The following is a 20803-nucleotide window of genomic DNA, read 5'->3' as shown; positions in this document are numbered from 1 at the left end:
TTGGGGGAGGCTGGGTGGGGTTCCCATGTCACTATGTCCTTCTGTCTAAAACATCTGCTACTCCGCCAGTGTTCCTATGTTACTTTGTCTTTAAAAACCTGTTACTCTGTCTTTAATAACTTGTTATTATGTCTTTAAAGACTTGTTACTCCTATATAAAAAAAACTTAGGAATCCTCGAAAAAGGATTCCTAAGCGATGAAGTGTTGCGGGTGCAGGACTCGAACATGCGACCTCCAGGTTATGAGCCTGGCGAGCTACCAACTGCTCCAACCCGCGATATTAACCAAAGATAACGACTAATTGAATTAGTCCTAATCCTGAATTGCGTGTGCAAAGGTACTACTTTTTATCCGAACTACCAAATAATATCGAAAAAAATATAACCTTCCTATGGTTTTATTGGTACTTTCCATCATACCATCAGCACTTTTTCTAAATCTTCAAAATGGTCGATCACTTGTTCAGCACCAGCTTTCTCGAGGCTCTCCCGACTCCCATTTCCATAGCTTACACCGATGGTATGCACCCCAGCATTGCGCCCCATGAGGATATCAAACTCGGTATCACCAACGACAACAGCAGCCTCGGGACGCACACCGAAATGCTCCAGTGTTACTAAAACAGACTCCGCCTCGGGTTTATGTTGCTGTACATCATCCGAGCCAATGACGTACTGGATATATGGACCGAGGGATAGATCGCTGACCAATGAAGCCAGTGTTCGATGGCAACGGCTACTGGCAATCGACAGCTGAATACCCTTTGCATGCAATCGCTTGAGCGTGTCCTTCACACCAGAGAATAGCGTCACAGCACCCTTAACATTCTTCTCGTCGAAGATACGACGGTAGGTATTCTCGCAGGCATCGGCCTCCGCTTCGGTCAAGGTCATTATACTCGTGAAGCACTCGCGCAGCGGGAGTCCAATGGTTGTAGCAAACTGCTCGCGTGTAGGCGACGGCAGTCCGAGTTCGTCAACAGTGGCAAGCATGGTATCAGTAATGAGCTTCTGCGAGTCGCCGAGAGTTCCATCAAAGTCGAAGATCACCAATTCTATTCTTCCTCCCTTGCCTCTTCTGCGTGTCAAGCTGCGTTTTAATCGTTTGTAGCCTTCGACCCCGAGGATGGCAATACCACTATATTGAAACAGTTTCGCAATGCCAAAGAACACCGCCCATAACACCGTCTTTGTACTGGTGGAAAGCGGTAGGAGCATCTGAGCAAAGGACAGTATATAGAACGGAACACATACCAGAAGGATGATTGCACCCGTCCGGAAAGATAGTCCCTGCAGCTTCGTTTTGATAGACATCATAATGTATTGGTTTCCTGTTTAGGCTGCAAAGGTAAGCATAAAATCGTTGTTTGAAGACAGAGTAACAGGTTTTTAAAGACAAAGTAACATAGGAACACGGGAACCCCACCCAGCCTCCCCCAAGGGGAGGAGTGCCTAACGGAGCCAGTTAGAAGAGGGCTTCTTTAATTCAAAATTCATAATTCACAATTCAAAGTTGTGATTAGTTCTATATGAAAAGGTTGTTTGCTAAAAGGCTCTGTGTCATATAGTTTCAGTGTAACAAGGCAGAACCTCGTTAGCAAAGAACGAAAGGGCAAAAAGAAAGGAACGCCCTTCTCCATTTGAAGAGGGCGTTCCGTCGTTATGAAAAGGGCGTCTCTTCACATCGAAGAAACGCCCTCTTTGTTTGTAAATAATACTATCTACTCCCCTCTCCATTCGGAGAGGGGCGGGGGTGAGGCTTTCTCCTCCTAATCTCCAACCGCATGGGATCCTGAATACCAGCGGCATTCATAACATATAAATAGCGATCCAACAGGGGACCGACACGCACGTTTTTGCGCGCACGAACCGCCATAATCGTTGAAGAGGGGTTGCGGGGAGCAAGCACATGGAGCACCCGACAGATGTTGCGCACTATCGTGATGAAGTCCATCGGACGCCCATCTGATCGCAGCAAAGCGCCACTCTCCCATACCATGTGCGCCATATCAATAAGGTCGCAGGTGGCACCTTTCCAATACAAACCCTCCTTCTCACTTCGATTGATTAGGTCGTAAAAATCATTAATAATCGTGGACTTCAATCGTTGCTTGTCCTCTTCTGTCCACTTCACTGTCGCTTTCAAAGCCGTAGCTTTCTTGTGTTCATTGTTCATAGATGATCTCTTCTAACAATTTATACTGTGTTTTCTCTCACGTTGTTCCTGCTCATTACCATCGTTAAATGATCGGAGAAGATGGGCAGGATGTGGCATCTTTTGGTCATCAGTGGGCACCGCTCTGGGGAAAATAGCACTCACCTGAATCGCTGACAAAGATAGTCTTTAGTTGTGCAAAGGATGTTCACTTGATAAAAAAGTTTCCTTAAATTAGTCTAAGAAGTAACATCTGTTAACAAAGAGAAGCCTCATCATCAGCCCAACGACAGCCTCACCCCCGTCCCCTCTCCGAATGGAGAGGGGAGTAAACAGAGTTGTTTGCGTACAAAATGGTGTATAGTCGGGATGTAGCGAGGCTATGCCTCGTTAGCTGGAACAGCAGAACTAAAAACAAGGGAACGCCCTTCTCCAATCGAGAAGGGCGTTTTTTCGCATCAAGGAGAGGCTTCCTTCACATCAACGGAACGCCCCCTTTGTTTGCAAACAATACTATTCACTCCCCTCTCCATTCGGAGAGGGGGCGGGGGAGAGGCTGCTTCTTTCCCTTGGGGGAGGCTGGGTGGGGTTTCTACTCTTGTGTTCCTCTCTCTAAAGCATTCTGCTTTTCTATCCGAAAAAACTTGTTACTTTCCGCTTTTTTACGTATCTTTGTCAATTAAGAGATAGTAGTTATAATATTTACCCAAACACCTTTTGATATGGAGAAGAAGTATTTTGCTCCCTCAGAGCTCATTATCAATAATGATGGAAGCGTTTTCCATCTACACTTAAAACCTAAAAATTTAGCTGACAAAGTCATCCTTGTGGGTGATCCCGGGCGTGTGGCACTCGTTGCGTCACACTTTGAAGACATTGAGTGTGAGGTATCTAACCGTGAATTTAGAGCCATTACGGGTACTTACCACAAGAAGCGTATCACGGCATTAAGCACAGGTATCGGTTGTGATAACATCGACATTGTTGTTAACGAACTGGATGCTTTGGCAAACATCGACTTTAAGACACGTTATGAAAATGAGCAGTTGCGACAGTTGACATTGGTTCGCATTGGTACATGTGGTGGTCTGCAGCCTTACACTCCAGTGGGTACTTACATCGCATCAGCCAAGAGTATTGGTTTTGATGGGCTTCTGAACTTCTATGCCGGGCGCAATCAAGCATGTGATTTAGACTTTGAACGGGAGTTTAAAGAGCAGGTGCAATGGGACATGCAGATGGGTAATCCTTACGTGTCATGCGCTGATAGCGAGTTGCTCGACCGTATTGCGGGCGATGATATGGTGCGAGGTGTGACCATCGCGTGCGGTGGCTTCTTCGGTCCGCAGGGTCGCGAGCTACGCTTACCACTGCAAGATCCAATGTTAAATACGAAGATTGAGAAGTTTGAATACCATGGTTTGCGCGTGACGAACTTTGAGATGGAGTCGTCAGCGTTGGCTGGCTTGGCTACACTCATGGGTCATAAGGCTGTCACCTGTTGCATGGTTATAGCCAACCGATTGGCTAAAGAGGCGAATGCCAACTATAAGAATTCCATCGATGGATTGATTGAGACCGTCCTCAGACGTATATAATAAGGTGGGAGCAATGGGTGTTGTCTGATGAAGATAAGATGAGGCTATCCCCTTAATGCGCATTATCTCTTGGAATATATTTGGTATGCGGTCGGCGTTCCCTGCCTTTCTATCAATGTTGGAAGGCTGGGAACCAGACATAGTTTGCCTACAGGAAACCAAGATAAAGACGGTAGATGCACGCTTCAATATCGTTGGATATCATCAAATATGGAATGAGGCGGATGACTCGGCACACCTTGGTACAGCGTTATTCACCAAATCATCGAACCAAGGAAACCTTTTAGACGAATTTCTGAAAGGTGTTTACAAACGGGAACACATGATAGTTGCAGAGCTGAAGAGCGTGTATATCGTTGGTGTATATGTGCCTTATGCTGGCAAGGAGCAGTCGACACGAATGTATCGGCACGATTGGTTTGAATCTTTCCAACATATTATTCATCAGTTACAAGCCCATAAGCCTTGTATTATCTGTGGTGATTTTAATATCGTCCAACAGGATATTGATGCCTTTGATAACGTGTCCGTCAAGTCGACAGCATGCTTTACCAGACAAGAGCATATCGATTTCGAACATTTTATGCAGGCGGAGGCTCTGATGGACGTGTATAGATATTTGCATCCTAATAAGCAACAGGAGGGTTTCACATATTACCCTTTTGGAGGGGAGTACAGGATAAATAAGGAAGGATATAGGATTGACTTGTTTCTTATTAGTAAGCAATTAACTGGGAAGGTAGCGGATTGTTATCCCCTTCAAGAGGTGGAGGGTTCGTGTAATGTGCCCTTACTACTGGATATTAATATATGATTTTATGGTATTAGACACGATTTCTTCGACTGCAACAGATACAATTACAGCACTCGCAACGCAGCCTGGTGGAGCCATTGGAGTGGTCAGAGTGAGTGGCGCAAAGGCGATTGAACTGACAGAGAAGGTCTTTCGTGGGGTGGGGAAGAAGCCGCTCCACGAAGCAAAGGGGAACACGCTACATTATGGAGTGATTATCGACAAGGACGGAAAAGAGATTGATGATGTCCTTGTGAGTGTGTTTCGTGCCCCACATAGTTATACGGGTGAGGATAGTACGGAAGTCTCGTGTCATGGTTCGGCATACGTTCTTAATCAGGTGGTAAAGGCACTTATCGATGCTGGATGCCGACAGGCTCGACCGGGGGAATACACCCAACGGGCGTATCTGAATGGTAAGATGGACTTGAGTCAGGCGGAGGCTGTTGCCGACCTGATTGCTGCAACGAACAGAGCCTCCCATCAGGTGGCATTGAGCCAACTAAAAGGTCACTTCAGTTCGGAACTCTCCAAGCTACGAGATCAGCTCTTGAAGATGACGTCCCTACTTGAGTTAGAGCTCGACTTCTCCGATCATGAGGAGTTAGAGTTTGCTGATCGGGGGCAGTTGAAGGCGTTGGCAGAGACAATACACGAGCGTATCTCGGTGCTTATCAAGTCGTTTGAAACAGGTAACGCACTGAAGCGTGGAGTGCCGGTAGCCATCATTGGCAAGACAAACGTGGGTAAATCAACGCTTTTGAATTGCTTGTTACACGAAGAGAAAGCGATTGTTTCAAATATTCATGGTACGACCCGCGATGTTATTGAAGACACGACAGAGATACAGGGGATCACTTTCCGCTTCATTGACACAGCTGGTTTGCGTAACACGGACGATCAGGTTGAGCAACTCGGAATCGAACGATCGTATAAGAAACTGGCGGAGGCTCGCATCATCCTGTGGGTGGTTGACACTCCGCCCAGAACATCGGAACTGTCTGATATGCAGGCTCGTTGCGAGGGAAAGAGCCTTATCCTCGTGCACAATAAAGTGGATGAGAGTGCCGCAGAAGAGGTTTCCGCGAGCGATAGTCCATGCCCCGTGGTTGCCATATCTGCCAAGTATAAGCGTAATATCGACCAACTGGAGCAACTTATCTACATATCGGCTAATATTCCAGAGATCAACGAGAACAGTGTAATCATCACTTCCGTCCGCCATTACGAAGCCCTCACTCGTGCCGACGAGTCCATCCGCCGTGTCATAGAAGCCCTCGCCATGAACCTTTCCGGCGACCTCATCAGTGAGGATCTCCGCATTTGTCTTAACGAATTAGCCGATATTACCGGTGGACAAATTACCCCCCATGAGGTGTTGGGGAATATCTTTAAGCACTTTTGCATAGGCAAGTAAGGACGGAAAGTAGCTTCCCCAGAGGGGAGGAGTGCCTAACGGAAGCGAGTTAGGATAGGCTTTTCTTTAATTCAAAATTCAAAGTTCACAATTCAAATTAAAGCCTCTCCAAGCCCCTCCGAAGGAGGGGATGTCTTCCCCAAAGGTTTTGCTTAACTTCTAAAGTGTAGTTGGTACGAGTTGACGAGTGGACTGGTTGACGAGTAAACGAGTTATTTGTTCTGTAGGAAACAATACTATCTACTCCCTTCTCCATTACTTCCCTTCGGTCAGTGACCGTTGGTTCGGAGAGGGGGTGAGGCTCCTTAAGTAGGGACAGACGCCCTCGTCTGTCCGCTCCAATATTCCACCTTACATTACAAGCAGCTTCCCCTATGCGGACAGACGAGGGCGTCTGTCCTTACTTTGTGGTGTCATCCTCAATCTAAAATACTAATCCTAACTAACTTCCGTGAAGCGCTCCTCCCCTTGGGGGAGGCTGGGTGGGGTTTCCAGACGAGGGCGTCTGTCCCTACTTTGTGGTGTCATCCTCAATCTAAAATACTAATCCTAACTAACTTCCGTGAAGCGCTCCTCCCCTTGGGGGAGGCTGGGAGAAGTTCCCAGACAAGGGCGTCTGTCCCTACAGGTTGGCATTATCTTTAATTAAAGAAACGCCTTCTTCAATTTGAAGAGGGCGTTTCCTTGCAATGAAAAGGGCGTCTCTTCGATGTGAAGAAACGCCCTCTTTGTTTGCTAATAGTAGTATTTACTCCCCTCTCCATTCGGAGAGGGGTTGGGGGTGAGGCTTCTTCTCTCCCCTTGGGGGAGGCTGGGAGGGGTTCCCATGTCACTATGTCCTTCTGTCTAAAACATCTGTTACTACGCCCATGTTCCTATGTTACTCTGTCTTTAAAAACCCATTACTTTGTCTTCAAAAAACCTGTTACTCTGTCTTTGCACACGCACACAAAAAAAAGAGGACACCGTTAAGATGTCCTCTATGTGATTCCGACAGGATTCAAACCTGTAACCTCTTGATCCGTAGTCAAGTGCTCTATTCAGTTGAGCTACGGAACCATTAAAATGGTTGCAAACGCTAAGAGCAATAATGCTATTGCTTAATTGCGAGTGCAAAGGTATCACTTTTCTTCCAACCCACCAAACTTTTCATCAACTTTTTTACGTTTTCTTTTCGTCTTCATCGTGTAGTGTGGGCAGCGAAATATGGTAACCTACTGCAACAAAGCGTATTACACAAATCATAAGAAAGGAGACTATCACCGTCAGGGGAAGCCCCATTCCGAGCGAGAAGAGTGTCCAATAGGTGAGACCTCCTGCCACACTTGCCACGGCGTAAATCTCTTTATGAAAGATGACGGGGATGTTATTCAACAGAACATCACGTATGACGCCACCTGCCACACCTGTGATACAACCCATGATAACGGCTACCCAGAAGCTATGACCTAATGCGATGGTCTTCTGAATACCGGCTATGGTGAACAGAGCTAAGCCCAGTGTATCGAAGACGAACCATGCGTTATCGAGCCTCTTGATCCATTTCCTTGATAGGATAACGAGGAAGAGTGCAAGTCCAGTAACCAACACGTACATGATATTCGACATCCAGAACGGGCGCACACCAAGCATGGCATCACGTATCGTACCGCCTCCGATGGCTACAGCAAAGCCGCATACGTAGCCTCCGAACCAATCGAAGTGCTTCTGGGCGGCGTGCCGTATACCGGAGATGGCGAACGCGAAGGTACCAAGGAACTCCAAGATGACCTGGAGGGTACGGACGAGATGGGGGTCAGTGTAGGTCATACGCAGTTTTGCGGAGTGCCTTCTATGAATTTCTTGATATTCTCCACGGCAATAGCCATGAGTCTTTCGCGTGCCTCACGAGTAGCCCAAGCCACGTGCGGAGTGATATATGCGTTGGGTTGTTGTAGAAGGGGATTGTCCTTCCGAGGCGGTTCGTCGGTCATAACATCCGCACAATAGGCTTTGAGATGACCGCTTTCGAGGGCATCGGCAACTGCCTGTTCGTCAATGAGCGCACCGCGTCCTGTATTAATAAGGATGGTTCCGGGGCGCATTTTCTGTAGACTTTCTGCATTGATCATGTGCGTATTCTCTGCCGTCAATGGGCAATGGAGGGTGATGATGTCAGACGTACTAAAGAGTCCTTCGAGGGTTGTCTTGCGGATACACTCGGGTAGATCGGTGCTGTTCTTACTGGTGTATGCCGAGATATCCATGCCCATGGCGTGCGCAATCTGCGCCACTTTCTGACCGATGTGACCGAGTCCGACAATACCAAGAGTTTTCCCCGCAAGTTCGATCAGAGGCGTATCCCAATAGCAGAAGTCCTGCTGCTTGCACCATTCACCACGTCTGACAGCCTCGGCGTAATGGTCTACTCGTGTTGCAGCATTCAATAGTAAGGCGAAAACATGTTGTGCCACACTATCGGTACTATAGGCTGGGATATTGCAAACCACAACTCCTCTTGCACGTGCCGCAGCGATGTCAATATTATTATAACCTGTTGCCAGCTCTCCAATATACTTCAGTTTAGGCAGTTGTTGGAGCACTTCTTCAGTGATATTCACCTTATTGATGAGTATTCCGTCAGCGTCTTTTGCACGTTCAACGACATCTTCCTGTCGTGTTCTTTCGTATATCGTACAATCAGCAAGTTGCTTTATTGGCTCCCACGAAAGGTCGCCAGGGTTGACTGCATGGCAGTCGAGAATAACTAGTTTCATACTTTTTTATTATTTAATTAAAGCCTCCCCAAGCCCCTCCAAAGGAGGGGATGTAGCCTAACGGGGTCGAGTTAGGATAAGAGGAAGAGCCTCTTTTTGTTGTTATTATTTGTTTTTATAAGTTGACGAGTTGATAGTTGACGAGTAGACAAGTTGCTTGTTCTATAGAAAATGATACTATTCACGCCCCTCTCCATTACTTCCCTTTGGTCAGTGACCGCTGGTTCGGAGAGGCTGTGAGGCTGTCATTCCCATCAACGAAGGCGTTTCCTTGCTATGAAGAAAGCCTCTCTTCGCTTCAAAGAAACGCCCCCTTCGTTTTAAGAAGAGCACCCCTTTGTTTGCTGTCCTGCTGTTCCAGCTAAAGAGGTACAGCCTCGTTACACACCGACCGACCATCCCCAGCCAACGTCCAAGCAACACTCCCCTCCTTTCGGAGGGGTCGGGGGAGGCATCCTCAACCACTCCCTTGTTATGCAAACAGCACTATTCACGCCCCTCTCCATTCGGAGAGGGGACGGGGGTGAGGCCGGTTGTAGACGGGGGTGAGGCTGGTTGTGGACGAGTCTAAGGCTGTCAAGTGGGTATAAACTCCCTCCCCTCCAACTCATCCGGCATATACTGTTGCTCGACAAAATGCCCCTCGTAATCGTGAGGATACTTATATCCATCGCCATAACCAAGATCTTTCATCAACTTTGTCGGTGCATTCCGAAGGTGCAACGGAACGGGCAGATTACCCGAACGGCGCACCTCCTCAAGGGCGGCATTGATACCCTTATAAGCCGAATTGTCCTTCTTGGAACGAGCGAGATAGACCACCGCTTCCGCCAAAGGTATGCGTCCCTCCGGCCATCCTATGCGGTCGACTGCATCGAAAGCTGCGTTTGCCAGCAATAGAGCATTGGGGTTCGCAAGTCCGATATCCTCGGCTGCGCTGATCACTACACGGCGTGCGATAAAGCGCGGATCTTCGCCTCCTTCAATCATGCGAGCCATCCAATAGAGGGCAGCATCGGCGTTTCCTCCACGAATCGACTTGATGAATGCAGACACAAGGTCATAGTGCATCTCACCGTCCTTATCGTATGCCAAGGGGTTTTCTTGCAGCTCTTTCTCCACCAACTCATCGGTGATAACAATCTCATCTGACGTCCGAGCACTCACGAGAAGGTCGAGAATATTGAGCAATTTACGTGCATCACCACCGCTATAACGCAGTAGGGCGGTCGTCTCGGAGAGCTTTATCGTGAGTTTCTTCAGCTCCGTGTCTTCCGTAATTGCACGTTGCACGAGGCGGAGTAGGTCGTCTTTCCCCAACGATTTCAGCACATATAACTGGCAACGCGACAGCAGTGGGCGGATGACTTCGAATGAGGGATTCTCCGTCGTTGCGCCTATTAACGTCACAACTCCTTTCTCCACAGCCCCCAACAAGGAATCTTGCTGCGACTTAGAGAATCGATGGATTTCGTCGATGAAGAGTATCGGAGAAACCGAATTGAAGAACCTCCCGCTCTTCGCCCGATCGATTACCTCGCGTACATCTTTTACACCACTTGTCACCGCCGAGAGCGTGTAGAAGGGTGTTTCTAATTGATGGGCAATGATTTGAGCGAGCGTGGTTTTGCCTACGCCCGGTGGTCCCCAGAGGATGAACGAACTGATATGACCGCTGTCGATCATACGTCGCAAGACAGCTCCCTGACCCACAAGATGCTCCTGCCCAATGTATTCATCCAGCGTCCGGGGACGCATCCTTTCTGCCAATGGTTCCATATCTTCTCGTTTCTCTATCGATAAATTCCGCTCCTGCTCACCGTCCGCAATGGTCTTACCGACGTTTCGCAGGAACCTTATATATCAATAGGCAAAAGTAAGCAATTATTCTCATAATCCAAAATTCAGCCTTTAAAATGATGGATAACCAACTGGTTTGGCGGCTTTCCAATGCCTCTCTATCCGCCCAATCAGCCCCATTTGCCTCACTCCTCACCCTCTCCTATCTGCCCAATCAGCCCCATCTGCCTCACTCATCACCCTCACCTATCCACCCAATTAGCCCCACCTGCCTCACTCATCACCCGCTCCTATCAGCCCCATCCGCCTCACTCCTCACCCTCTCCTATCTGCCCAATCAGTCCCATCTGCCTCACTCCTCACCCTCACCTATCCCCAAAACAAGTAAATGTTTTTCAAAAACCTACCACTTTGTCGTATCTTTGCATAACTCTCTTCACATAAAATCTTACCTTATTGTCGACCTTAAAAACGCTTACTTTTGTAACTATCAAGCAATTAGTATCTTATAACTGATTATCCTTTATATTAGTTTCCACTATTTACTCCGCCCCAAAACGGCTTTTCGTATCAAAAAGACGATTATCCTCTCTATCACAGCTAACAATTTCCTTGTTTTGTCATAACTATTCACAAAAAACCAAAAAAGCCTCCCATTCTGTCGAACCAACCCTCCCTTTCTGTCGAACCGATACACCTTTTACTTACTAATTTGTCGCATTCTCCTTCCCAATCTGTCGCTACCACCTTACTAATCTGTCGTCGCTAACTTACTAATATGTCGGCAAATAACCTCGCAAACTATTGTGTATCAGAATCTTAAAGTACCCTTACTAATATCTTATAATTGATTAAATAACGATATCTAACTCGAAGAGAAGTTTTTAAATTAAAGGTTTAAAAGATTATTCCCTGTGTGGAGATGACTTTTACTAAGGTGTTTTAGGCGACCCTCCCTATTTGTCGCACATAGCATTAAAGGGCGTTTGCTCGCTGTGAAGAAGGCGTTTCTTCGATTCAAAGAGGGCGTTTCTTTCATGTGAAGAAGGCGTCTCTTCCATGTGAAGAAAGCGTCTCTTTGTTTGCAGAAGGGTGTCCGCTCATTCAAAGGAAGGGCTTTGCTCGTTTGTTGCTGTTCGTTTTTTCCGTTGCTTCTTTGGCTTCATTTTGTCGTTCGTTGTCGGTCTTTTGTTCATTTTCTGTCGCTCCCGTGCGTGTGAGGCTATCGGTCTCCTCCAATTCTTTTGATCGCTTAGCTCGTGTGCAACTCATCGGCTAAGTGTTTTGTTCTTAGTCGTATAGCTCTGTCCCGTTTCGTCTTTCTTACGTTCGCTTTCAGCCCTCCCCTACCCTCCTGTCATTCGGTAAGTTCTATTTTTGTCTACCTTGTTCTCAATTTCAGCGAAGCCTCGTTTGGTATTTTCCCAACCAATATTCTCCTATTTTTCTTATCGATTTTCTCTAACTCCTTCTACCCTTTTTAAGGTTCAAATCCGACTTCTTCTCACATCGTGCAGCACCATATTTTTCTTCCCTTTTTGTCGTTTATTTAATGCTCCCAAAGTGTCTCCTTTATTAGAAGTGACGCCTCTTTCAATTTGAGTTTTTTCTTCCCTTTTTGTCGAATAAACCCCTCCTCTCTGTTAAATTATCCTGTTTTCGTCGCCAATTAAGCCCCCTTTATATGCGACATATTAGTAACTTATTTCTCTTCAAAAGCCCTCCAATGAGATCATCTAACCATCTGTAAAACAGAGATATAACTTCTATCTTCTCCACGAAACATTTAACTTCAGTCCAAACAATTCACTTTTTTGTCGCCGTTTGCCTTTAACTCCTACCATAAACATACTGATTTACAGAGGAATACATCGTTATCTGCACCCAAGGAAACACCTTCCTAATTTGTCGCAAGCCTTTCTTTCCACTTAAAACTTCCTTTTTTGTCGCCCTTTTAACGCTTCCCTCCACACTTCCCTTGCGTTTTTACTTACTAATTTGTCGCACTTCTTCCTTTCACCCTCTCAAGTTTTCTCTCCCTATTTGTCGCTCTTTGCATTTCTCCCCATCAATTACACCTTACTAATTTGTCGTCTCTTTCCCCTCACTTTACCGCTCATCACCTTATTGATTTGTGGCTCTTTCCCTTTCTCTTTGCCGCTCATCACCTTATTAATTTGCCGTTCTTTCCCTTTTACTTTCCCCCTCATCACCTTATTGATTTGTGGCTCTTTCAGCCCTCCCCCACCCTCTTCTCTTTTCTAATTTGTCGTTCTTTCCCTTTCACTTTCCCACTCATCACCTTATTAATTTGCCATTCTTTCCCTTTCTCTTTGCCGCTTATCACCTTATTAATTTGTGGCTCTTTCCCTCCACTTTACCGCTCATCATCTTATTAATTTGTGGCTCTTTCAGCCCTCCCCCACCCTCTTCTCTTTTCTAATTTGTCGTTTATTCCACATTGCAAAGCAGCCATTTAATAAATAATCCACTCATGCTATAATTCTGTTTCGCCTCCCCCTTTTTCCTTTTTTGCCTTTCCCTTTTCCCCATCTTATCTCCCCAACCACTTTATCGCACCTCCCTCAATACCCTATCGCAGCCCCCAAAATACCCTATTCCACCTCTCTCCAATACCCTATCGCAGCCCTCCAAAGAACTCTATCCCACCTCTTTAAAGGTTATGCGAATCTAACTTAATCCATTTTGCAGTGTCATTCTTCCTCCTCACCCGTAGGGACAGACGCTCTCGTCTGTCCGCCTTTAGTTATTCACCCATTCGTCCTCCCTAATCTAACTCACTCTTTTTCATAGTTTTATCCTACATCTTTTGAAATTGACGAAACGCCCTCTTCGTTATCACGGAACGCCTTCTTTGCTATCACGAAACGCCCTCTTCGTTATCACGAAACGCTTTCTTTGTTGTCACGAAACGCCTTTTTTGTTATCACGAAACGCCCTCTTTGTTATCACGAAATACCTTCTTTACGCTCACGGAACGCCTTCTTTGTTATCACGAAACGCCCTCGTCAGTCCCTACTTGGAGGTGTATTTAGAGGAAAGAAATATGTTCATTCAAGGTAAGCTCATTATGCTTTTTCTTTCTAAGGATGCGTCATTTAAATAGCATGTCTTTATACTTTTCCGTTTTAGGAATAGATTTCTAAGTCTCGTGTTCCTATGTTCCTCTGTCTTTCCCAACCCATTACTCTTACTTAAACTCCAGTTCCCTTTATGTTTATTTACACTTCTTTTTATTTATATTTATACTTCCTTATTTTTAAACGTATCTATATATAAATATAAAAATACCTTTCTTTTTATATATCTTTGTCTATTATCTCTTTTGTTTTAATACGTTATTATTTATTTGTTCAAGCACTTAGATATATAAAAATACATAAGTGTAATAATGTAATAAGATAATTATTTGCTTTGTAATTATTGATTATATATAAATATACTATTACTTGTTTATATCTTTATTTACGCTTATTATGTTTTTAATTAAATATCTATTCATTTAAAATTATCTTTGTTTTAACCTTAAAATATATATTAATATAAAAGTATATTATATCTTTTCTAATTGAATGTTGGCGTCTGTTATATATCTGTTTACGTCCTTTTTATATTCTCTTTATTATTCAATTATATATAAATAGATATTTTACTTCACCTTATCACTTACTTTCCTTTTCATGTCAAAACATGATATTATTGCCTAAGAGAGACTTTAATTTATTGCGGAAGTCAATCTTCTCACACTGTTGGATGTACCTCCTCTACATTATAAAACACTTACGAATAATCTATAAGGCATTGAATAACAATATTATAAATGTTTATATATTTGTTTATTTATTGATACTTCTCTTATAGAAGTGCGTTTCTTCTTTTCGTTCCAATGCTTTTGTATCTTTATTTAAATATATATTTATTTCTTAATTGCCACCTTTCTGCTCTCTTGTATAACGCTATTATATATAAATATGTAGTCCTTTTAGTTGCTTTAAGGTTGTTTGTTTATGTGAATAAATAAATATATAGTATTTGTTTTAAAGCCTTTCTTTTTCTCTATTAATACATAAATATATATTTAATTAATAATGTTTTAAAGCACTCTTAATATAACTTCTATATTTATTTAAGTATTTGTCTATATTTGAAAGAACGCTTTTTAATGATTATATATATAAAAATGTAATAACGTAATAGTTTATTTATTTGCTTATTTAAATGCGTTTTTAATGATTTAAATGATTATCTTTTTCAACAAAAACATTTGAATGTATTTGTTTCTTTCAGTATTTAGGTGTATATTTGCATACACATTAATATAAATGAACGAATAGGTGTTTATTTGTATAGATAAGCGTTAATGTAAATATATAAATACGTATGAAGAGGTTTAAAATATCTGCTGTTCAGAGTGAGACACTCAACTGGAGCATTGGACTATTTATAGCGTTTAGTTTGGTAAACATCGTAGATCATTGGACAGGAGCACCCACTGAAGGGTCGACTTCATTGACTGAGACCTTTGCTACTGTTCAGAGTTCTTCAGCCATTCAGATAGCTGAGTCGATTCTTGTTTGCGCCACCCAGCTCGTGATGTGGGAGGTTTTTCGCAGATGCCTGAATAATAGTAAGCATTTCATTTTGCAGTTGGCACTGCTCGTGATTATGGTTTTGTCCGTTTTAGGAACAGCTGCTGTTTGTTACAAGGCATTGTTGCCAGCACACGACTTAATGATGGAAACGCCACGCGAGGAAGCATTGATTCAGACCTTCAGGGGCTACAACAACGTTGTTATTGGACTATTGAATCTATTCTTGGGAATCGGTTTGGTGCGTAAGTTCCGAGGCTCGATTCGTTTGTACGGAATGTCCCTCATCATTTGTCCGATACTCATTTTCCTAACTGGCGGAGTGTTTTATTATATGTACAATGAGGTGGGCGGACTATCAATGACAGCCATCGACACTTACGGAACCATCCTAACACTGATTGTCTTCGTGCTTGGTTTGATTCCAGCGATAGCCCTTCGCGGTTCGATGTCGTCGGATATTCCAGATGAGGAGGTGATAGGGTAGAGGCGACTCAACCATAGAGAAGCTACCTCTCAACCACGAATTTATATATAATATATATATAATAAGGTGGAAGAGGGGCGTTACTCCTACTCAAAGTAAGATTTCTCTACATTAATACAGCGCATATTTTCGATATTTGCGGGCAGATGGCAAGGAAGTCTAAAATACGCCAGAAATGACGAAGAAAAGGGTAGGGTAGAGTTTACAAAATGATAGTTTAATAAGTAAATAATGTTCAATAAGGCTATTAAAAGCCACCCAAATAGCGATTAAATACCGTTATGGATGCTAAAGATGTAACTTTTTTGCCTGTGAGAAAATGGGAGCAAAGAGCTTCAAATATCCTCCTTTTGCTATATATCATGGGCATAATTGCCTATAGCTTGGTATATATCCTTGGTCCAAACACCCTCTTTTGGTATGGTTCCGGACTAAGTCAAATGGAGCTTCAGACTATTGCCATCGTCCCATTCTATTGCGGTTTTGCGGGATTGATGACCCTCTTTGGAATCGTAATCCATCGCATTGGTCAGTCGCACTTCGGCTGGATGAGTATTGCAATAGCTGCTTGGTTGTTTGCTTTCTTCCTGATCGTCAACCTCTGTGCAGACATCGTTGTCATGTGTGAAATCAACTATTCTTCAGTCGCCGTGACTGATAATAACATTCTCAATTTAGCCAACGGACTGTACCTATCGTGCATTTCTTTGAGCTTACTCTGCTATGTTTACATCCTCGTTCGGTCGATTTTTTTGAGCAAAGGAGACCTTAGGATATTGTTTGTCAAGCAGTTAGCTACCTTTTGCGCATTCCTTATCCTATTTCAATTCTGCCTACCTACAGCCACTACCAACGCCCCCTGGATTGTTGAAATACCATTGATTCTATCCTATGTTTCCGTTGTTCTCTATATCGGAATACTATGGAGAAGAGTTTTAGATGCAGCCCATCTCCATGCTCCGAGCATGGATAACACCACCGATGGAATGTGGTTGTTGCGGGACGAAGAAGACCCCTTTATAGACGAATAAAGCAATGAGAAAAGAAAAGATAATAGACCGTTTGCCTGCAACGAAAGGCGAGGAGAACCTCATGAGTGCCCTCCTTTCGCTCTTCATCTTAGGTGTATTGGGTGACGTAATGGCATTAGGTAGTCAGTTAGAGATCGTTAATGACAACATTTTCACAGATGAACAAAACACGCTCATCGACCATTTCTCCATGATAGCAGAGCTTTTGGTGAGCTATTCTTTCATGGCTATGATCGCCGTATTTGCACGTGTGGCGCACCGCTTGGGACGCACTGTAAGTGGGTGGGCAATAGTTAGTTACGTGTCATGGATATGCGTAGTCTTCGGTGTAATCTACCTAACAGATGTGAAGCCCTTAGAGCTTTTCTCCGAGGCAGACTATAGTGGCGAAGCCTTCTATATAAGCTGGAAAACCATCGTGAGTCTATCTCGTTGGGTGACAGTTGCGACCTATCTGTTCATCTTGATACGCATGCTCATGCTCACGAGCGGGCGGCTCTATCGGTTGATAATCAGCCAGATATGTATGCTGGCAAGTCTCATCTTTGTCGTTGTAGGTGCATTCATAATCTGCCTACTCGGTTTCAGTGATGGCATAAATGATAGTCTTTCGCATGCCATTGGATTTATCTTATGGGTCTTTATCATCGCTGACGTCATCGCCATTGGAGTAGTTTGGAAGCGTGTACTGATAGGTGACAATAATACGACAATATAATTAATAAGAATAGAAACAAATATCAATAACAATAATGAAGAATAAGAAAGTAGTATTTGCAAACCAAAAGGGTGGGGTAGGGAAGAGCACCCTCTGCATCCTGTTTGCTAATTATCTCGCCTCAAAAGGCAAGGATGTTTGCATCATCGATACCGACTTGCAGAAGACCATCCTCATGCAACGTCAGAAAGATGCACAGCTCTATGAGGGTGAAGAAGAGCCTTACAACGTGCAGGATTTCGATGTGACTGATGTCGAGACCATGCAAGAATTGATGGATTCGGCATCGCAGGTTGACGGCTTCGTGTTGTTCGATTCGCCGGGTAACATCAGTGAGGACGGATTGGCACCACTGTTCGTTGATGCCGATTACATCGTTTGTCCGTATGAATATGAGGACAAGACACTCGATTCGACAGGTACTTTCGTGCAGGTTCTCAACGTCTTACGCGAGCATAACCCACAAATGCATGCACAGCTGTTCTTCGTTCCTAACCGCATTGATCCACGCATTGGTACGGCGGAGGAGCAGGACATGTGGGAGAAAACGGATGATGTTTTTGGTAAGTTCGGAAAGGTTACGCCGGCCGTAAACAGTCGTGCTACACTGAAGCGCACGAATACTTTTGAGCTTTTAGCTACCCAACGGAGTGCGGTGAAGGAAGCGTTTGAGTATATGATTAAAAGAATGAAATAGAAGCTAATCAGACCCCAACCAGCCTCACATCAGCCGCTCAAAAAGCCTCACTCTGCCCCCTCTACAGCCTCACCCCCGCCCCCTCTCCGAATGGAGAGGGGAGTAGATAGTACTAAATGCGAGGGGTAGGAATTATTTAGATAATGACATCCACACTATCTAATCACTCCCCTCTCCATTCGGAGAGGGGTCGGGGGTGAGGCTGGTTGGGGCGGGGGTTAGGTTGGTTGGAGTTTAGTTTTGGCTTTTTAAAATACTATTTTGAATTAAACATGGCAAAGAAGAAGAAAACAATGGTAATGATGCCGGGTGCAATGGCAGACTTGGCTCATAGCGTACAGAGAGTTAGTACGAATGCTGCTACTACTAACACAGAAGGGAAACAATCTGATAATGAGATCGTTGAGGACGAAGAAGCGATTGCTGAAGAGGCTCCAAAGGAAGTGAGTGAGGCGGTCGAAACAGTTGAAAACGAGCATGCAGAAACGGTCGAAAGGGCATCGGAAACAACGGACGAGACGGCTGAAACGGAGGCGACTGCACATGCTTCTCACTTCGGACAGCATACCGTGACCGAGGCTGTCAAGGATGAGAAAGACCGCACGGCACCAGCTGCTAAGAAGTTACCCAAAGCCGAGGGCAGGCAGTTGGCACGTGAGTATTCAATGGCAAAGGACAGTGGTGAGGACAGTTGGCGGCTCTTCCTCGACCTTGCGCGAGACTATAAAATGCGCGACTCACGCCTTGCAACGGTGTATATAGACTCTGATTTGAAGAGCGTCTTGGACCGTTTGAAGTCGGCTACGAGTATCAAGTTGCCGTCAACAGCTATATTGAGTGCTATCGTGGCGCGCTTCGTCTTCGAGCATGAAAAGGATATTAAGAACGCTATCTTTGGGGAGAGTTTGCTGTAAGGGAGGGCTTGAGCCCAGCCCAACTACAGCCTCACCCCCGCCCCCTCTCCGAATGGAGAGGGGAGTGGATAGTACTGTTTGCGTACGAAGGAATGGTTGAGGAAGTCTCCCTTGACCCCTCCAAAAGGAGTGGAGTTCCTAACGGAAGTAAGTTAAGGGATGGTTGGTTGGTGCGTAATGAAGCTGTGCCTCTTTAGCTGGAACAGCAGGAGTAAAAACAAGGGGGTGCTTCCTTCAAAAGTAAGAGGGCGTTTCTTCGATAGCAAAAGGGCGTTTCGTTGCTATGAAGAGGGCGTCTCTTCGCTATGAAGAGAGCCTTTCCTTGCAATGAGAAGAGCCTTTCTTCACAACGAAGAGTGCGTTTTCTTCTTCGTATTCTTGTGGTTCCAGCTAACGAGCCTGTACCCTGTTACACATTGCCCCAGCCTAATCAAACTATTTCCCGTTAGGTGTTCCTCCCCTTGGGGGAGGCTGGAGGAGGCTCTTTTGACCTTTCCATCATGCGCAAACAGCACTATTCACGCCCCTCTCCATTCGGAGAGGGGACGGGGGTGAGGCTTTTTGTCAGAGATTGAATATTAGTAAGAATGAAGCAAGCAGACAAAGAGAAACTACTGAACTTACTCCGTCAATATGAAGAGTTAAGGGTCAATGAACAGATAGATTATGATAAATTCTATCTCTACTCCATTATTACTCACTCTACAGCTATCGAAGGATCGACCGTTACCGAACTTGAGGCTCAACTGTTGTTCGATGAGGGGATCACCTCTAACAAGCGGACGATGATAGAGCAACTGATGAATCTTGACTTGAAAGTTGCCTATGACTTTGGTATGAAATGGATTCAACAACATGAAAAGATAACGGTTGATAACCTTATTCTACTCGCTTCGAAGGTGATGGCACGCACTGGTGGTGAGTATCACACAATGGTTGGCGACTTCTCTGCAGCACGTGGCGAACTGCGGAAACTCAATGTTACAGCAGGATTCGGAGGGGCTTCTTACATGTCTTATCTTAAAGTTCCTTCCCGTTTGGAGGCGTTTTGTTCCGAACTAAATAGGCGGCGAGAGCACCTCAATCCGACAGATATTGCTGCAATATATGAGTTGAGTTTCTGGGCACATTATGAGTTGGTAACGATTCATCCGTGGGTGGATGGTAATGGACGAACATCCCGTTTGCTGATGAATCTACTTCAGATGGAGTTTGATGTATTGCCGACAAAGGTTCTAAAAGAGGACAGAGCTGAATATATTCAAGCCTTGGTTAGGGCGAGGGAAGATAATAATTGCGATGTTTTTATCGACTATATGACGCTCTTACATTGCCAGCATCTACAGCAGGAAATCGACCACTTCATGCGGTCGATAGGGGAGGGAATGGTCGATAAAGAGGCTTTGATGGAGGAAATAATTGGTAAATGGTCGATAAAACCATCATTGGCAGCGAAACTGGTCGATATTATTTACTTCGCAAATAACCATCAGGAGCTTACGACCGAACTCATAACACGGGAGTTCCAACTTACTCCAACCACTGCCAAACGTTACCTCCGTCAACTCGTATCATTCGGTTTCTTGCAGTCGGAAGGGGCAAATCGTAATAGGAAATATAGGGCTTTGTATAATTCAAAATTCATAATTCACAATTCAAAATTATGATTAGTTAGAGTTGACGAGTGGACAGGTTGACAAGTAAACGAGTTGTTTGTCCTGTGGGCAATGGCACTATCTGCTCCCCTCTCTGTAGGAGAGGGGGTAGGAAGGAGGCATCATCTCCATTTAAAGAGGGCGTTTCTTCGCATCAAGGAGAGGCTTCCTT

General features: G+C 44.7%; 16 protein-coding genes and 2 tRNA genes. 9 read left to right on the top strand and 9 right to left on the bottom strand.

Translation table 11 applies throughout. The features are described from left to right. Nucleotides 1-205: 205 nt before the first annotated feature. From D464_RS0105215 to D464_RS0105205, 3 genes are all read right to left on the bottom strand, one after another. A tRNA-Met gene (locus tag D464_RS0105215) sits at nt 206-278 on the bottom strand. A 136-nt stretch (nt 279-414) separates the two neighbouring features. Further along, entirely contained in the window at nt 415-1317 is a 903-nt protein-coding gene (locus D464_RS0105210) for an HAD-IA family hydrolase (RefSeq protein WP_018910460.1), read from the bottom strand. Nucleotides 1318-1717: 400 nt separating this feature from the next. Then, a complete protein-coding gene (locus D464_RS0105205) occupies nt 1718-2176 on the bottom strand; it encodes a hypothetical protein (protein ID WP_018910459.1) in 459 nt (152 codons plus the stop codon). Between the two features lie 701 nt (nt 2177-2877). On the opposite strand from D464_RS0105205, the gene D464_RS0105200 reads away from it, so the two are divergent. From D464_RS0105200 to mnmE, 3 genes are read left to right on the top strand one after another with little or no spacing between them, the layout of a single operon-like run. Next, nucleotides 2878-3753 carry a nucleoside phosphorylase gene (locus tag D464_RS0105200; protein ID WP_018910458.1) on the top strand — a complete coding sequence of 292 codons (876 nt, stop codon included), beginning with the start codon at nt 2878-2880 and terminating at the stop codon, nt 3751-3753. 55 nt (nt 3754-3808) lie between these two features. After that, nucleotides 3809-4567, top strand: coding sequence for an exodeoxyribonuclease III (locus D464_RS0105195; protein ID WP_024985951.1), 759 nt, complete (start codon nt 3809-3811; stop codon nt 4565-4567). Nucleotides 4568-4571: 4 nt separating this feature from the next. Then, the gene (mnmE, locus tag D464_RS0105190; protein WP_018910456.1) at nt 4572-5963 is read left to right on the top strand and encodes a tRNA uridine-5-carboxymethylaminomethyl(34) synthesis GTPase MnmE; all 1392 of its coding nucleotides are present in this window, start codon (nt 4572-4574) and stop codon (nt 5961-5963) included. A gap of 985 nt (nt 5964-6948) precedes the next feature. Here the strand turns inward: mnmE and D464_RS0105185 are convergent. The 6 genes from D464_RS0105185 to D464_RS13610 all read right to left on the bottom strand — a co-directional run bounded on the left by D464_RS0105185 (nt 6949) and on the right by D464_RS13610 (nt 12729). Beyond that, nucleotides 6949-7022: transfer RNA gene (locus tag D464_RS0105185), tRNA-Arg, on the bottom strand. Between the two features lie 102 nt (nt 7023-7124). Further along, complete coding sequence (locus D464_RS0105180; RefSeq protein ID WP_018910455.1) at nt 7125-7772, bottom strand: trimeric intracellular cation channel family protein; 648 nt, start codon at nt 7770-7772, stop codon at nt 7125-7127. Then, nucleotides 7769-8719, bottom strand: coding sequence for a D-2-hydroxyacid dehydrogenase (locus tag D464_RS0105175; RefSeq protein WP_018910454.1), 951 nt, complete (start codon nt 8717-8719; stop codon nt 7769-7771). The genes D464_RS0105180 and D464_RS0105175 overlap by 4 nt, the downstream gene beginning before the upstream one ends. 576 nt (nt 8720-9295) lie before the next feature. Next, the gene (locus tag D464_RS0105170; RefSeq protein WP_018910453.1) at nt 9296-10498 is read right to left on the bottom strand and encodes a replication-associated recombination protein A; all 1203 of its coding nucleotides are present in this window, start codon (nt 10496-10498) and stop codon (nt 9296-9298) included. 1125 nt (nt 10499-11623) lie between these two features. After that, entirely contained in the window at nt 11624-11791 is a 168-nt protein-coding gene (locus D464_RS13615; RefSeq protein WP_018910452.1) for a hypothetical protein, read from the bottom strand. 800 nt (nt 11792-12591) lie between these two features. Then, entirely contained in the window at nt 12592-12729 is a 138-nt protein-coding gene (locus tag D464_RS13610) for a hypothetical protein (RefSeq protein WP_018910451.1), read from the bottom strand. Nucleotides 12730-14920: 2191 nt separating this feature from the next. Between D464_RS13610 and D464_RS0105150 the strand changes: the two genes are divergently transcribed. From D464_RS0105150 to D464_RS12515, 6 genes are all read left to right on the top strand, one after another. Next, nucleotides 14921-15616 (top strand): hypothetical protein, encoded by a 696-nt coding sequence (locus D464_RS0105150; protein WP_018910450.1) that lies wholly within the window; start codon nt 14921-14923, stop codon nt 15614-15616. 281 nt (nt 15617-15897) lie between these two features. Beyond that, a complete protein-coding gene (locus tag D464_RS0105145) occupies nt 15898-16647 on the top strand; it encodes a hypothetical protein (RefSeq protein WP_018910449.1) in 750 nt (249 codons plus the stop codon). 4 nt (nt 16648-16651) lie between these two features. Next, complete coding sequence (locus tag D464_RS0105140) at nt 16652-17365, top strand: hypothetical protein (RefSeq protein ID WP_018910448.1); 714 nt, start codon at nt 16652-16654, stop codon at nt 17363-17365. Nucleotides 17366-17399: 34 nt separating this feature from the next. Then, on the top strand, nt 17400-18062 hold the full coding sequence (locus D464_RS0105135) for a ParA family protein (RefSeq protein WP_004384244.1): 663 nt from the start codon (nt 17400-17402) through the stop codon (nt 18060-18062). Nucleotides 18063-18334: 272 nt separating this feature from the next. After that, nucleotides 18335-18976, top strand: a complete 642-nt coding sequence (locus tag D464_RS0105130; RefSeq protein ID WP_018910447.1) for a hypothetical protein — start codon at nt 18335-18337, stop codon at nt 18974-18976. A gap of 587 nt (nt 18977-19563) precedes the next feature. Beyond that, nucleotides 19564-20643, top strand: coding sequence for a Fic family protein (locus D464_RS12515; RefSeq protein WP_018910446.1), 1080 nt, complete (start codon nt 19564-19566; stop codon nt 20641-20643). The last annotated feature ends 160 nt before the right edge of the window (nt 20644-20803 follow it).

The sequence above is a fragment of the Prevotella veroralis DSM 19559 = JCM 6290 genome (assembly GCF_000377625.1).
Taxonomy (GTDB): Bacteria; Bacteroidota; Bacteroidia; order Bacteroidales; family Bacteroidaceae; genus Prevotella; species Prevotella veroralis.
The sequence above is the reverse complement of the archived record's forward strand: the minus strand, read 5'-3'. Positions and strand labels throughout refer to the sequence as shown.